General features: G+C 66.1%; 12 protein-coding genes. 9 read left to right on the top strand and 3 right to left on the bottom strand.

Annotation, left to right across the window (positions count from 1 at the left end; genetic code table 11):
- Positions 1 to 19: 19 nt before the first annotated feature.
- From VJ897_RS05810 to VJ897_RS05785, 6 genes are all read left to right on the top strand, one after another.
- Positions 20 to 1735, top strand: a complete 1716-nt coding sequence (locus VJ897_RS05810) for an IlvD/Edd family dehydratase (protein ID WP_324054116.1) — start codon at positions 20 to 22, stop codon at positions 1733 to 1735.
- Positions 1732 to 2502, top strand: a complete 771-nt coding sequence (locus VJ897_RS05805; RefSeq protein WP_324054173.1) for an SDR family NAD(P)-dependent oxidoreductase — start codon at positions 1732 to 1734, stop codon at positions 2500 to 2502. The genes VJ897_RS05810 and VJ897_RS05805 overlap by 4 nt, the downstream gene beginning before the upstream one ends.
- A 20-nt stretch (positions 2503 to 2522) precedes the next feature.
- Positions 2523 to 3431: a 2-dehydro-3-deoxygalactonokinase gene (locus tag VJ897_RS05800; protein ID WP_324054114.1), complete on the top strand. Its 909-nt coding sequence runs from the start codon at positions 2523 to 2525 to the stop codon at positions 3429 to 3431.
- Positions 3428 to 4033: a 2-dehydro-3-deoxy-6-phosphogalactonate aldolase gene (locus VJ897_RS05795; protein ID WP_324054112.1), complete on the top strand. Its 606-nt coding sequence runs from the start codon at positions 3428 to 3430 to the stop codon at positions 4031 to 4033. Before VJ897_RS05800 ends, VJ897_RS05795 begins: the two co-directional genes overlap by 4 nt.
- A gap of 23 nt (positions 4034 to 4056) precedes the next feature.
- Positions 4057 to 5958 (top strand): beta-galactosidase, encoded by a 1902-nt coding sequence (locus VJ897_RS05790; protein ID WP_324054111.1) that lies wholly within the window; start codon positions 4057 to 4059, stop codon positions 5956 to 5958.
- Positions 5959 to 6075: 117 nt separating this feature from the next.
- Complete coding sequence (locus VJ897_RS05785; RefSeq protein ID WP_324054109.1) at positions 6076 to 6429, top strand: glycosyltransferase family 25 protein; 354 nt, start codon at positions 6076 to 6078, stop codon at positions 6427 to 6429.
- A gap of 63 nt (positions 6430 to 6492) precedes the next feature.
- On the opposite strand, the gene VJ897_RS05780 is transcribed toward VJ897_RS05785, so the two are convergent.
- From VJ897_RS05780 to VJ897_RS05770, 3 genes are read right to left on the bottom strand one after another with little or no spacing between them, the layout of a single operon-like run.
- A complete protein-coding gene (locus VJ897_RS05780) occupies positions 6493 to 7263 on the bottom strand; it encodes a glycosyl transferase (protein ID WP_324054108.1) in 771 nt (256 codons plus the stop codon).
- A complete protein-coding gene (locus VJ897_RS05775) occupies positions 7257 to 8102 on the bottom strand; it encodes a glycosyltransferase (RefSeq protein ID WP_324054106.1) in 846 nt (281 codons plus the stop codon). Before VJ897_RS05775 ends, VJ897_RS05780 begins: the two co-directional genes overlap by 7 nt.
- Positions 8103 to 8148: 46 nt before the next feature.
- On the bottom strand, positions 8149 to 9138 hold the full coding sequence (locus VJ897_RS05770; RefSeq protein WP_324054104.1) for a glycosyltransferase family A protein: 990 nt from the start codon (positions 9136 to 9138) through the stop codon (positions 8149 to 8151).
- A 66-nt stretch (positions 9139 to 9204) separates the two neighbouring features.
- Between VJ897_RS05770 and VJ897_RS05765 the strand changes: the two genes are divergently transcribed.
- The 3 genes from VJ897_RS05765 (at position 9205) to pdhA (ending at position 14035) form a co-directional block, all read left to right on the top strand.
- Entirely contained in the window at positions 9205 to 10068 is an 864-nt protein-coding gene (locus VJ897_RS05765; protein ID WP_324054102.1) for a glycosyltransferase family 8 protein, read from the top strand.
- A 227-nt stretch (positions 10069 to 10295) separates the two neighbouring features.
- The gene (gene acsA, locus VJ897_RS05760; RefSeq protein ID WP_324054100.1) at positions 10296 to 12044 is read left to right on the top strand and encodes an acetate--CoA ligase; all 1749 of its coding nucleotides are present in this window, start codon (positions 10296 to 10298) and stop codon (positions 12042 to 12044) included.
- A complete protein-coding gene (pdhA, locus tag VJ897_RS05755) occupies positions 12041 to 14035 on the top strand; it encodes a pyruvate dehydrogenase (acetyl-transferring) E1 component subunit alpha (protein ID WP_324054098.1) in 1995 nt (664 codons plus the stop codon). The genes acsA and pdhA overlap by 4 nt, the downstream gene beginning before the upstream one ends.
- Position 14036 lies beyond the last annotated feature (1 nt).

Genomic DNA, 14036 nt, shown 5'->3' with positions numbered 1-14036 from the left:
TTGGAACGGACAGGAATAAATGACCAAGACACGACGCAGCGCCGCCTGGTATGGCAAGCTCGACCGCGACGGGTTCATTCACCGCAGCTGGATGAAGAACCAGGGCTTTCCCGATCACGCCTTCGATGGGCGGCCCATCATCGGCATCTGCAACACCTGGTCGGAACTGACGCCCTGCAATTCGGGCCTGAGAGAGCTGGCCGAGGGCGTCAAGCGCGGCGTCTGGGAGGCGGGCGGTTTCCCCGTGGAATTCCCCGTCATGTCGCTGGGCGAGACCCAGATGAAGCCGACCGCCATGCTGTTCCGCAACCTGCTGGCCATGGATGTCGAGGAATCGATACGCGCCTACGGGATCGACGGCGTCGTGCTGCTTGGCGGCTGCGACAAGACCACGCCGGGCCAGCTGATGGGCGCGGCCAGCGTCGATCTGCCCTCGATCGTCGTGTCCTCGGGGCCGATGCTGAACGGCAAGTGGAAGGGCGCGGATATCGGCAGCGGCACGGATGTCTGGAAATTCTCCGAGGCCGTGCGCGCGGGCGAAATGACCCTGCAGGATTTCATGGCCGCCGAAAGCGGGATGTCCCGGTCCAAGGGCGTTTGCATGACCATGGGTACCGCCAGCACCATGGCATCGCTGGTCGAGGCGATGGGCATGTCCCTGCCCACCAATGCCGCCTTGCCGGCGGTGGATGCGCGTCGCATGGCGCTGGCCCATCTCACCGGCAAGCGCATCGTCGAAATGGTAGATGAGGATCTGAAACCCTCTGACGTGCTGACGAGAGAGGCTTTCATCAACGCCGTGCTTGCCAATGCCGCCGTGGGCGGGTCGACCAACGCCGTGGTGCATCTGCTGGCGCTGGCGGGGCGCGTGGGTGTGGACCTGAGCCTCGACGATTTCGAACAGGGCAGCGAGGTGCCGCTGCTGGTCAACTGCATGCCCTCGGGCCAATACCTGATGGAGGATTTCTGCTACGCGGGAGGTGTTCCGGTGGTCCTGCGCGAACTGGCCGAGCAGGGGCTTCTGACATCCTCCAGGACCGTTCTGGGCGGCGATATCGCGGCCTATGCCGAGGGCGCCGAGTGCTACAACGCGGACGTGATCCGGCCCTATGACAGCCCGGTGAAACCCGCTGCCGGGCTGCGGGTGCTGCGTGGCAATCTCGCGCCCGAGGGGGCCATCGTGAAGCCTTCGGCGGCCACCGACGCGCTTCTGGAACATGAGGGCGAGGCCCATGTCTTTGAAAACATCGAGGACATGAAGGCCAATATCGACCGCGACGACCTGCCCGTGACGCCGGAAACCATCCTTGTCCTCAAGGGCTGCGGGCCAAAGGGCTATCCGGGCATGCCCGAGGTGGGCAACATGCCGATCCCGAAAAAGCTGGTGCAGCAGGGCGTGCGCGACATGATCCGCATTTCCGACGCGCGCATGTCGGGCACCGCCTATGGCACCGTGATCCTGCACGTCTCGCCCGAGGCGCAGGCCGGCGGCACCCTGGCGCTGGTGCAGACCGGCGACCGTATCCGGGTGTCGGCCAGCGCGGGGCAGCTAGAGCTCCTGGTTGACGCGGCCGAGCTTGAGAGCCGCCGCGCGAACTGGCAGCCCGACGCGCCGCATTACACCCGCGGTTATGCCAAACTCTACATCGACCACGTGCTTCAGGCCGACCGGGGCGCGGACCTGGACTTCCTCGTGGGCAAGGATACACGCCCCGTGACAAGAGAGAGCCACTGATGAGCACAGCCACCTTTCATGACCTCGACGGTGCCTCCGTCTTCATCACCGGAGGCGGTTCCGGAATCGGTGCGGCCCTGACCGAGGGCTTCCTGCGGCAGGGGGCGAAGGTTTCCTTCGTGGGTCGGTCGGACGCGAGCGACTTCGTCGACCAGATGGAGCGGGAAACCGGCAACCGCCCGCTGTTCCTGCAGTGCGATATCACCGACATTCCCGCGCTCAAGGCAGCTATGGAGCAAGCGGCGACGGCCAATGGACCGATCCGTGCGTTGGTAAACAACGCCGCCAACGATAAGCGCCACACCACAGAAGAGGTCGACGAGTCCTTTTGGGACTGGATGATGGCGATCAATCTCAAGGCCTATTTCTTTGCCTGTCAGGCGGTGATGCCGGGAATGAAGGCGCTGGGCGGTGGGGCGATCGTCAACTTCAGCTCGGTCAGCTACATGATGGGCAATGCGGGATATCCGCTCTACACCACCGCGAATTCCGGGATCAACGGCATGACCCGCAGCCTGGCACGGGAATTCGGACCCGACGCGATCCGGGTGAACGCGCTGGCGCCGGGCTGGGTGCTGACCGACAAGCAACTCGAGCTCTGGGCCAAGCCCGAGGCCCTGGCCGCGCACATGGACCGGCAGTGCCTCAAGGAACATCTCAAACCGCAGGATATCGTGGATGCCACGCTTTTCCTGGCCTCTGATGCCAGCCGCATGATGACCGGCCAGGCCATGGTGGTGGACGGCGGCGTCGTGGTGACGGGGTAGTGCGTGACGAGGAGGGTGACATGATACCGGAATGGTTGGCCGTTGACTGGGGCACGTCGCACCTGCGGGTCTGGCTCATGGGACCGGATGGCGCGGTGCTGGACCAGCGCCAGTCCGACCGGGGCATGGGGCACCTGTCGCGCGACCAGTTCGAACCGGCGCTGCTGGCGCTGGTCGGCGATGCGCTGCCCGACGGCGGCAGCGTGCCGGTGATCGTCTGTGGCATGGCCGGGTCGCGGCAGGGCTGGGCCGAGGCGCCCTATTCGGCGGTCCCTTGCGCCCCGCCCTCGATCGGGTCGGCGGTTTCGGTGGACACCGACGATCCGCGCCTTTGCGTCTCCATCGTGCCGGGGATCAAGCAGGTCGCGCCGCCTGACGTGATGCGCGGCGAGGAAACCCAGATCGCCGGGTTCCTGTCCGAGACCCCGGGATTCGACGGGGTGCTCTGCTTGCCCGGTACGCATACCAAGTGGGTCCATGTCAGCGCCGGAGAGGTGGTCAGTTTCCGCACCTTCATGACCGGTGAACTCTTTGCCCTGCTCGAACAGGCGTCGGTGCTGCGGCATTCGGTGACGGGGGGCGACTGGGTGGACCAAGCCTTTGCCTCGGCGGTCGAGGACGCCATCGCGCGGCCGGCCACCGTGGCGGCAGAGCTTTTCTCGATCCGGGCCGGGGCCCTCTTGGAGGGTACTGGCGCAGGTGCGTCGCGCGCCCGGCTCTCGGGGCTGCTGATCGGCATGGAACTAGCCGGGGCGCGGCCTTACTGGCTGGGCCAGGACATTCGCGTGGTCGGCGCCGGCGGCATCGCCGGGGCCTATCACGCCGCACTCGCCGCCCAGGGCGCCAGTGTTGCCAGTGTGGCCGGCGATGGCATGGTCCTGCGGGGACTGCGCGCCGCTCATGACCGCCTGCGCGAGGCCGCGCAATGACCCGCGAGATCATCGCCATTCTACGTGGGGTGCAGCCGCACGAGGCGGTTTCCATCACCGAGGCGCTGACAGGCGCCGGGATCACCCGTATCGAGGTGCCGCTGAACTCGCCCGACCCCTATGACAGTATCGCGCGGATGATTTCCCACCTGGGCGACAGAGCGGTGATCGGGGCCGGCACGGTTCTGGACGCGGACGCGGTGGCGCGGCTGGCCGGTATCGGCGCCCAGATGGTGGTGTCACCCGATGCCAACCCTGAGGTCATTGCCGCCACCAAGGCCCATCGTATGGCCTCCTATCCCGGCGTCTTTACCGCGACCGAGTGTTTCACCGCCCTGCGCCACGGCGCGGACGGGCTGAAATTCTTTCCCGCCTTCAAGCTGGGGTTGGACGGGTTCAAGGCCCTGTCCGCGGTTCTGCCCGGTGCGGCCGCGACCTATGCGGTGGGCGGTGTCGGCCCCGACGATTTCAAGGACTGGCGCGCGGCCGGGATCACGGGCTTCGGGCTTGGCTCGAACCTCTACAAGCCCGGCTACGACGCGGCCCGCGTGGCCGACCTGGCGGCGGAAGTCGTCGCCGCCTACGACGCCGCCTTATTCTGACATTCCCAGCACTCGAGGTCCCGATGCAGCGCACCCTTGGCACCTGCTATTATCCCGAACATTGGCCCGAAGAGGTCTGGGAAGACGACGCCGCCCGCATGGCCGCGGCCGGTCTGACCTGGGTGCGGATCGGCGAATTCGCCTGGGGCCGGATCGAACCTGCGCCGGGTGATTTGCACTGGGACTGGCTGGACCGCGCCATCGAGGTGCTGGGACAGGCGGGGCTCAAGGTGGTTCTTGGCACACCCACGGCCACGCCGCCGCGCTGGGTGGTCAACAAGCACCCCGACATGCTGGCTGTCGATGCCGCGGGACGCCCGCGCAAGTTCGGCTCGCGCCGGCATTACTGTTTCAGCCACGCGGGCTATCTGGACGAATGCCGCCGGATCGTCACGCTGATGGCCGATCGCTATGGCTGCAATCCCCATGTCGCGGCCTGGCAAACGGACAACGAATATGGCTGTCACGACACGATCCTGTCCTATTCCGAGGCCGCGAGGGGCGCCTTTCGCGACTGGTTGGCCCAACGCTACCAGTCGCCCGAGGCGCTGAACCGCGCCTGGGGCAATGTCTTCTGGTCGATGGACTATGCCAGTTTCGATGACGTGGACCTGCCCAACCTGACCGTCACGGAACCCAACCCGTCGCACGTGCTGGACTTCCGGCGCTTCAGTTCCGACCAGGTGGTGCGGTTCAACCGGGTGCAGGTCGACATCCTGAGGGCGCGGTCCGAGGCCCCCATCGCGCATAACTACATGGGGCGGGTCACGGATTTCGACCACTACGCGGTGGGCGACGATCTGGATATCGCGTCCTGGGACAGCTACCCGCTCGGGTTCCTCGAAAATGTCGTGGGGGCCGAGGATGCCCACAAACGCCGCTACAACCGCCAGGGCGATCCGGATTTCCAGGCCTTTCACCATGACCTTTATCGTGCCGTCGGGCGCGGGCGCTGGTGGGTAATGGAACAACAACCCGGCCCGGTGAACTGGGCGCCTTACAATCCCGCCCCGCTGCCGGGCATGGTTCGGCTCTGGTCCTGGGAGGCCTTCGCGCACGGGGCCGAGGCGGTCTGCTACTTCCGCTGGCGTCAGGCACCCTTTGCGCAGGAACAGATGCACGCGGGCCTGTTGCGCCCCGACAGTGCAGATGCCCCCGCAATGGACGAGGCCCGCCAGGTCGCCGCCGAGATCGCCGAGGCGCCCCAGGTGCAGCCCCGACAGGTCCCCGTGGCGTTGGTCTTCGACTACGAGGCAGATTGGGCCTGGGACGTGCAGCCGCACGGTGCGGGACTGTCCTACTTCGGCCTGGTGCTGGAGTGCTATCGCGCCCTGCGCCGGGCAGGCCTGTCGGTGGATATCGTCCGCCCTGATCCTGCGCACCTCGCGGGCTACAAGGCGATCTTCGCGCCGGGGCTGATGATTCTGCCTGACGATCTGAAGGCGGCGTTTCTGGCCAGTGACGCGCAGGTGGTGCTTGGCCCGCGCGCCGGGGCGCGCAGCCGCGACATGGCCATTCCCGCGGCGCTGCCACCTGATCTGCCCGGCTTCGATCTCAAGGTGACGCGCGTTGAATCAATGCGCCCCGACATGCCTGTTGCCCTGTCGGGGGGCGGGGCCGTCACCGGCTATCTCGACGAGATCGAGGGCGCCGGCGACCCGGTCCTTGAAACGGAAACCGGCCGGCCCGTCGCCCTGGCCTTCGGAGGGCTGACATATCTGGCGGGCTGGCTGGACCGAGCCGGATTCGATCGGCTTGTGGCGCAGACGGCCGCGCGGGCAGGGGTGGCGACACGCCCGATGCCCGAGGGCGTGCGGATCCGCGACACGGGGACGGAGAGGTTCTGGTTCAACTACACCGCCGAGACCGTCAAGACCGATGCCGGGGACTTGCCGCCCGCCGGCGTCCTGCGTCAGCCTCTCTGAGCCGTTCGGGGTCGCGGCAACGCCCGGTCCGAAGATCCGAGGTTGCCCGACTTGCGCGGACATGGGAGATGGACCGCGCGCCCGCTTCGTGCGGTCAATCAGGAGGTGTTGCGCCGGATGATCCCCGTTTACGTCATCAACCTGGACCGCCAGCCTGAGCGCTGGGACAGGATCAAGCGCAACGCCGATGATATCGGTGTGACGCTGACCCGTGTGCCGGCCCTTGACCGCAAGCGGGATTACGGCCCCGACCTGGAAAAGGAATTCGGGCGGCGACGTGGACTGGACCATGACAAGGTCTCGGCCGGGGACATCTGCTGTTCTCTCAGCCATGTCCGGCGGACCTCGAAAACCACAGACTTTCCCATCGCGCAGAAGTCGAAGGCAGGGGCACTGTCCGTGGGGGAGAGGCATTGCGCAAAAGGTTGCGGATCGAGGCCGCGGGCCTGCGCCGATCGCTGTACAAGTTGACCGGCGCCCGAAAGGTTCAGGTGGAATTCAGCGGCGACCGGGTGCCGGGCGGCTGATCCGCGGTCAGGCCCTGTCGTCGCCGATCCAGTGGTGGCGCAGCCAGCCGCAGGGGCGGCTCCAGTGCCGCCACGAACCGCGATACCCGGCAATGGCCTCTTCCATGTGGGGCCGACCGTGAAAGCACATCACGCGACAGTCCCCGGGCAGGCGCGGGGCGACAAGGTAGTTCAACGGCAGGCGCGGGATCGCATCGCGCTTGAAGCTGCAGACAAGCGGACCAGGCAGGTAGGCAAGCTGCCCGGCCTGCAGCGCGGTCATCGAGGTGTAATACTGTTCGCTGCCCTTGTGCGCCGCGATCGACCCCTCGGGATCGGCGGCGAATGCCTCGTAGAGATAGGGGTGCAGGTCCGGGTCGAAGCAGAAGACGGAGCCGTGACCGCCCTCCTGGCCGCGCCACTCGTAGCGCCATTCGCGCCGCATGGTGACCTTGTCGGGGGCGTGGTCGACGATCGCATCGAGCGGCCCGGTGATGGCGACGTCCAGGTCCAAGCCCAGCCGGGGTCCCTGCATCCCTGCAAGCCCGGGCCGGAACAGAGAGATCTTGCGCCAGGCCCCTTTGCGCCCGGCGCGCGTCATTCCCGCGACGATGGCGTCCTCGAAATCCTCGCGGGGGAGGGGGTGGACCTCGACACCGGGCTCGATCCCCTCGGCATCCTCAGTGAAACACACGAAGCGGACCTCGCGGTCCAGCCAGCGGCGCACGCCCCGGTGCAGCCGGTTGACATAGGCCGCCGGGTATTTCGTGCCCCACTTGATGCAGATGACGTTCAACATGAGGCCGTCTGCTCCTTGGTCAGGCCGTAATCTGTCGCGATCCGCCCCGTGGCGAGGGTCTCGTCGATGATGGCCAGGTTGGCCGCGCGGACCTCGGCGCTCTTGTAGCTGCGCGGGTGGTCCAGGTGGAGGCAGAGCGTGGAATAGCGGATGACCCGTGGCGTGACGCCCGCATGTTGCAGGCGGTAGCCGAATTCCCGGTCGCCGCCGCCATAGCGGATGCGGGTGTCGAAGCCGCACAGGCGTAGGGCATCAGCCCTCCAGCACGAGGAATTGTTGCCGTTGAAGGTCTTCCTGGCCGGGCTGATCCGGTCGAGCGGGCCGCCGATACCCCAAGCCGGGCCCAGCACCTTGAGCCACTTGGAACTGACCCCGAGGCCATGCCTGCGCAGCCAGCGCAGGCGAAAGGCGGCGCCGCTTCGGATCGACCCGGGCGTGATGGCCCGGCTGGTCGCCATAGGAAGCCGGAAATACCCCCCCGAAAGGAACTGTCCCGGCGCGGCCAGCCTTGCATGGGTGGCCAGAAGGTCGGGATGGGGGATGCAGTCGCCATCGGTGAACACCAGGTAATCGCCCCGTGCCGCGGCGATGGCGTCGTTGACAATCTGCCACTTGCGGAACCCGGCATCGCCGTGGCGGACATGGGTCAGCTTGAACAGTCCCTCCTGTCTCCCCAGGTCCCAGAAGCGGTCGATGACAGCGCATGTGTCGGCGCCCGAACCGTCATCGGCGATCACGATCTCGAAAGGTGCGCTACGCTGGCAGGCATACCCCGCGAGGGCTTTCTCCAGCCAGGCGGGCGAATTGTAGGTCGAGATGATGACGGAAATCTCTGGCATGGCCTGTCAAATCGGATCCGGGGTGCACCCCGCCTTGTGGCGGGTTCTACAGCCAAACGCCATGGGTGTCCTGGAAGTGACGAACGGCGGCGGCATCGGCCTGGCGACGGTCGTGGTCCTCGATCGTCGCGTGAAGCAGGGGTGTTGTATCGTCAGCCTCTGTACACATTGGGTTCAGTTCGGCCGCAACGGCAAGCACCCAGATCGGCACACCCCGGCGGGCCAGGTGGCCCGACAGCATCAGGTCGTCCACGGCCCAGATCACCGGCGGTATGTCGAAACAGGCGTCATCGAACCAGTCCGGGTCGACGCAGACCCCGCAAACGCCGTTGAAATGATCGACGCGCCCTTCCTTGCGAAAGCGGCGGCGCGGGGGTTTGCCGGATGCCCTCTGTCCGAACAACCCGCGGGATTTTTGGGCGAGGCGCCGGGCGTGGTAGGGCATGTTCAGCGCCTTGCTGAACGACACGGCAGTGGGTAGGCCGTGGGTGTCCCGCGGTGGGGCGAACCCCAGCCTGTCGATGGTTTCCCCGCGGACGCAGATCGCCTTGTCCGGATGCCTTGCGGCGCCGTCGATCAGCGCCCGTGCCCAGCCGGGCGGGTAATCCTGGTCGTCATCGCAGAAGATGATCCTCCGCCCGCTGCCACGCAGGTCGCGGGCGCAATGCAGCACCTTGCTTGCCGGGCCCAGGTCGGTATCGGGCCGGACGACTGTCACCCCCTCGGGAACCTTGGGAATCCGGCCGTCATACTCCGGGAAGCGGCGGTAGTAATGGGGGATGTGCAGGCGGATCTCGCTGATCCCGCCGTCCTGGGCCAGCAGGCTTTCGAGCGTCGGCCCGACCTTGTCGAAGCGGCTGGGAATGGTTGAAAGGGAAATGACGGTCATCAGGGCCTCGCAAACGATGTTGGCGCCGGTTATGTTCGGCCCTGCCCAGAGTGCAAGCCGAATTTCGGACCGCTCCCCGGTTTGCGCAAGGCAGCGCCGGAGCAGGGTGGTTTCGGCCGAGACATCGACCCGGTAGCGGTCGTGCATGACCAAAACGCGTTTCAAGGGACAGACGCCGCATGACCTCATCCCCCCTTCGTGTCTGCTTCTCGCTTGATCACGGGTTCCTGTACCCGACACTCGTGGCGCTGCGCGCTGATCCGAACCAGCCGCACGCCGCTGGAGATCCATATCATCGGCGTCGACCTGGAGGAGGCTGACTGGCACGCCATAGAAACCGTCTGCGCGGCCCGCCCGGGTGGGGGCGCGTGCCTCGTGCGCCATCCCCTGGCATCGGCGGATCACGTTCCCGAGGTCGCCAGACGGCTGCCGATGCTGTCCGTTCTGCTTTTGCCGCGGTTGACAACGGGGCGCATCCTTTATCTCGACGGTGATGTGCTCGTGACCCGGGACCTGGCCGAGCTTTTCTTTCGTGACATGCACGGGAAGCCCCTCTCTGCCTGCAAGGCAGTGAAGAACCTGATCCATGTTGACCTGGCGCGGAACCGGAAGGCTGCGCTGGTGCCGTTTGTCCGGCGCAACGCCCGCAAGAAACTGTCAAATCTTGCACGCATTTTCGGTGACGACTCCCCCGAGGATTACATCAACTCCGGTGTGGTTCTGCTGGACCTGGACCGTATCCGGGCCGAGCCTGCGGTCAGGGATCGCATGACCGACCTGCGCGCGGCGGCGCAATGGCGCTGGCCCGATCAGACTTGGCTTTTCAAGACTTTCCGGGGCAGAATCGACGACCTCGAGTTGAAGTGGAACACCTATCGCGGCAATGCGTTTCGCGGGGCGGCGCTGCTATCCCCCGCGTTGCGGCAGGCCCTGGCCACGTCGGCCCGCAACGCGGCAATCGTACATTTCGTCGGGTCGCGAAAACCCTGGAAACCCTGGCGCGGCTTTCCGCCCATGGGCGCGCGATGGTTCCGCCGTTGGCGGGATATCGCCCGCGACTTGCCGCCCGATCGCTGATGGTGGCGCCAGGAGGGATCAAACCGCGGACCTCTGGCGTGCCCTGGCGAAATCGTCTTCTGCGGCCAAGGCTGCGTTCAAGGCGCGTGCGGATGGACCGGCGTGACAGATGGCGGCCTCAGCTGGATTTGGAAGCTGCGCTGCTATCCCGAGGCGTCACGAAATTTGACCTGTGTCATGTTCTCCGGCGCGACCGCCCTGCACACTTGCTTCGGGAGGAGAGAACCATGACGCAGGACAGCGGCACGAAGCTGACCGCGTCCGGTGCTGTCGCCGGCACTGGCACGCAGGGAGAGTCGATCAACACTTCGGGGAGTCGCTGGGCCGAGGCCCGCAGCCTGATCGACGGATGGAAGTCCGGTATCAACATCGCGCACGAGGCGCTGGATCGCCACGTGTCGGAGGGGCACGGTGCGCAGGTCGCACTGCGATGGTTGGGCAAGGACGGCGCCAAAGGCGACGTGACCTACAGAGAGATGACCGACTTGGCGAGCCGTTTCGCCAACGTGCTGGCCGAACACGGGCTGGAAAAGGGCGACAGTGTCTTCGCGCTCACGGGACGCGTGCCCGAACTTTACGCGACGGCGCTCGGCACGCTGAAGGCCGGACTGGTCTTCACGCCGCTTTTCTCGGCCTTCGGGCCAGAGCCCATCCGAACCCGGATGGAGATCGGGGAGGCCAACGTTCTGGTCACGACTGCGGGCCTCTACCGCCGCAAAATCGCCAGATGGCGGTCCGAGATACCGTCGCTGAAGCTCGTCCTGATCCTCGGAGATGAGGCGCCCGACGATTGTGTTGCGCTGGGCCCCGCCATGGCGGCTGCTTCCCCGGCGTTCGAAACGGTCGCGACTTCGCCCGAGGACCCGGCGCTGATCCACTTCACGTCCGGCACGACCGGGCGCCCGAAGGGAGCCGTCCACGTCCACGGTGCTGTGGTCTACCACGCCTGGTCTGGGCGCCATGCGCTGGGCCTGACTCCGGGCGTGCGCTATTGGTGTACCGCCGATCCGGGCTGGGTGACCGGCACGTCCTACGGCATTATCTCGCCGCTGGTGAACCGGGGGACGATGCTGGTGGACGAGGCCGAGTTCGAACTGGACCGCTGGTACGGCACGATCGAACATGAACGGGTGCAGGTCTGGTACACCGCGCCCACCGCCATCCGAATGATGATGCGCGCTGGCGATGCGGCGGCGGCCGGGTATGATTTCTCGTCGCTCATCTTCCTCGCCAGCGTGGGCGAGCCGCTGAACCCCGAGGCGGTGATCTGGAGCGAGAGCGTCTTCGGTCAGCCCTTTCATGACAACTGGTGGCAAACCGAGACCGGGGGGATCATGATCGCGAACCGCCCCGGCATGGAGGTGCGCCCGGGCTCGATGGGCACGCCCCTGCCGGGGATCGAGGCGGGTATCGTCGCACGAACGGACGCGGGCCTCGAAGAACTCGGCGCCGGGGACATTGGCGAGCTTGCGTTGCGGCCTGGCTGGCCGTCAATGATGCGCGCCTATCTTAACGAGACGGAACGCTACCGAAAATGCTTTCTCGACGGCTGGTACCTTTCGGGCGATCTGGCGATGCGGGACGCGGACGGGTATTTCTGGTTCGTCGGCCGGGCAGATGACCTTATCAAGACCTCCGGCCACCTGATCGGGCCTTTCGAGGTCGAAAGCACCCTGATCGAGCATGACGCCGTCGCCGAGGCCGGCGTCATCGGCATCCCCGATGAAACGGCGGGCGAGGTCGTCAAGGCCTATGTCACGTTGAACCCGGGCTTCGAGCCATCGGAGGCGCTGGAACAGGAGATCCGCGGTCATGCCCGCAAGCGGCTTGGCCCCGCTGTCGCACCGCGCGAGATCGTGTTCCGCACCACGCTGCCCAAGACCCGCTCGGGCAAGATCATGCGCCGCCTACTGAAGGCGCGCGAGCTTGGCCTGCCCGAAGGCGATATTTCCACGCTGGAGACGGACGAGACATGAGTGCCACCGAAAAGCCCCGACTCGACCGGACGCATGTGCTGGATCTCTTGCGCCAGATGATCCGCATACGCCGCTTCGAGGACAAATGCGCCGAGCTTTACACGCTGGAGAAGATCCGCGGCTTCCTGCACCTCTACGACGGGGAGGAGGCAATCGCCGCCGGTGTCATCCCGGTCCTGCGCGACACGGACCGCATCGTTGCAACCTATCGCGAACACGGCCACGCGCTTGCCCGTGGCGTGCCGATGACAACCGTCCTGGCCGAGATGTATGGCAAGGCCGAGGGCTGTTCCGGCGGGCGTGGGGGCTCGATGCACATCTTTGACGCCGCCGCCAATTTCTACGGCGGAAACGCCATCGTGGGTGGCGGCCTGCCGCTGGCGGGTGGCCTCGCGCTTGCGGACCGGATGCGGGGCGAAGCGAATGTCACGGCCTGCTTCTTCGGCGAGGGCGCCGTGGCCGAGGGTGAATTCCATGAGACCATGAACCTCGCAGAACTGTGGGATCTTCCCGTGCTGTTCGTTTGCGAGAACAACGGGTACGCGATGGGATCCGCTGTCGAGCGGACCGAATCCGAGACGGAGATCTTCGAAAAGGCCAAGGTCTACGGGATCGAGGCCGAGCAGGTGGATGGCATGGACGTGGTTGCGGTGGAAGCTGCGGCACGCCGGGCCATCGCCCGGATACGGGAGACCGGACGGCCACATTTCCTCGAATGCAAGACCTACCGCTTCCGCGCCCATTCCATGTTCGACGCACAGCTCTACCGCGAGAAGGACGAGGTGGCGACATGGCGGCTGAAGGGTCCGATCGTGCGTTTCCAGAATTGGCTTCTGGAGAACGGCTTGATTCACCAGTCAGACGTCGACGAGATCGAGGCCCGGGTTTCGGACGAGATCGCCGAGGCCGTCGAATTCGCCGAGGCGGGCAGTTGGGAGCCGCCCGAGACGCTGACGACCCATGTCCTGGGTACGCAGCCGGATCCGCCTGAGGCCGCAACCCCTTCGGGAAAGTTGCTGAAGGCGACCTACCGCGAGGCGGTGAAGCAGGGCATCCGCGATGCGATGCTGCGCGACGCGCGGGTATTTCTCATGGGCGAGGACGTGGGTGCCTACGGCGGCTGTTATGCCGTGACCAAGGGCCTGATGGCGGAGTTCGGCGAGGACCGCATCCGTGATACGCCGCTGAGCGAGTCGGGGTTCACGGGCGCGGGCATCGGCGCCGCGGCGGCGGGGATGCGACCCATCGTGGAGTTGATGACCGTCAACTTCAGTCTGCTCGCGCTCGACCAAATCATGAACACCGCGGCTGCAATCCGGCACATGTCGGGCGGTCAGTTCGGTGTGCCACTCGTGATCCGCATGGCAACCGGGGCGGGCAAGCAGCTCGCCGCGCAGCATTCGCATTCGCTTGAGGGATGGTATGCACATATCCCCGGATTGAAGGTGCTCGCCCCCGCCACGCTGGAGGATGCACGGGGGATGCTGGGCAGCGCGCTTGAGGATCCCGACCCGGTGCTGATCTTCGAGAACGTCATGCTCTACAACATGGCCGGGCAGATCGATGAGACGGCCGGAGCCGTCGACATCACGAAGGCAGCGATCCGGCGGGAGGGTACGGACGTGAGCCTCATTACCTATGGCGGCTCGCTCTGGAAGACGCTGGAGGCGGCGGAGAGCCTTGCGAAGGAGGGGATCAGCGCCGAGGTGATCGACCTGCGTACCCTGCGTCCGCTCGACGACCAGACGATTCTCGCATCGCTCGGCAAGACCCGCCGCGCGGTCGTCGTGGACGAGGGCTGGCGCTCGGGCTCGCTTGCGGCCGAAATCATGGCGCGCATCATGGAGCAAGGGTTCTGGTCGCTCGATGGGCCGGTCTCGCGCGTTTGTTCCGAGGAGGTTCCGATCCCCTATCCGGCGCATCTGGAACAGGCGTCGATTCCGCAGGTCGACAGGATCGTTGCCGCCGCCCGCGCGCAAATGGGGCGCTGAG

The sequence above is a fragment of the Salibaculum sp. genome, assembly GCF_035270045.1.
GTDB lineage: Bacteria > Pseudomonadota > Alphaproteobacteria > Rhodobacterales > Rhodobacteraceae > Salibaculum.
Note: the sequence above shows the minus strand (reverse complement) of the source record. Positions and strands in the feature narration are given on the sequence as shown.

Excerpts from the sequence above, each read along its gene's own strand:
- VJ897_RS05810 (WP_324054116.1), top strand. The coding sequence starts at position 20 with ATGACCAAGACACGACGCAGCGCCGCCTGGTATGGCAAGCTCGACCGC.
- VJ897_RS05800 (WP_324054114.1), top strand. The coding sequence starts at position 2,523 with ATGATACCGGAATGGTTGGCCGTTGACTGGGGCACGTCGCACCTGCGG.
- VJ897_RS05795 (WP_324054112.1), top strand. The coding sequence starts at position 3,428 with ATGACCCGCGAGATCATCGCCATTCTACGTGGGGTGCAGCCGCACGAG.
- VJ897_RS05790 (WP_324054111.1), top strand. The coding sequence starts at position 4,057 with ATGCAGCGCACCCTTGGCACCTGCTATTATCCCGAACATTGGCCCGAA.
- VJ897_RS05785 (WP_324054109.1), top strand. The coding sequence starts at position 6,076 with ATGATCCCCGTTTACGTCATCAACCTGGACCGCCAGCCTGAGCGCTGG.
- VJ897_RS05780 (WP_324054108.1), bottom strand. The coding sequence starts at position 7,263 with ATGTTGAACGTCATCTGCATCAAGTGGGGCACGAAATACCCGGCGGCC.
- VJ897_RS05775 (WP_324054106.1), bottom strand. The coding sequence starts at position 8,102 with ATGCCAGAGATTTCCGTCATCATCTCGACCTACAATTCGCCCGCCTGG.
- VJ897_RS05770 (WP_324054104.1), bottom strand. The coding sequence starts at position 9,138 with ATGCACGACCGCTACCGGGTCGATGTCTCGGCCGAAACCACCCTGCTC.
- acsA (WP_324054100.1), top strand. The coding sequence starts at position 10,296 with ATGACGCAGGACAGCGGCACGAAGCTGACCGCGTCCGGTGCTGTCGCC.
- pdhA (WP_324054098.1), top strand. The coding sequence starts at position 12,041 with ATGAGTGCCACCGAAAAGCCCCGACTCGACCGGACGCATGTGCTGGAT.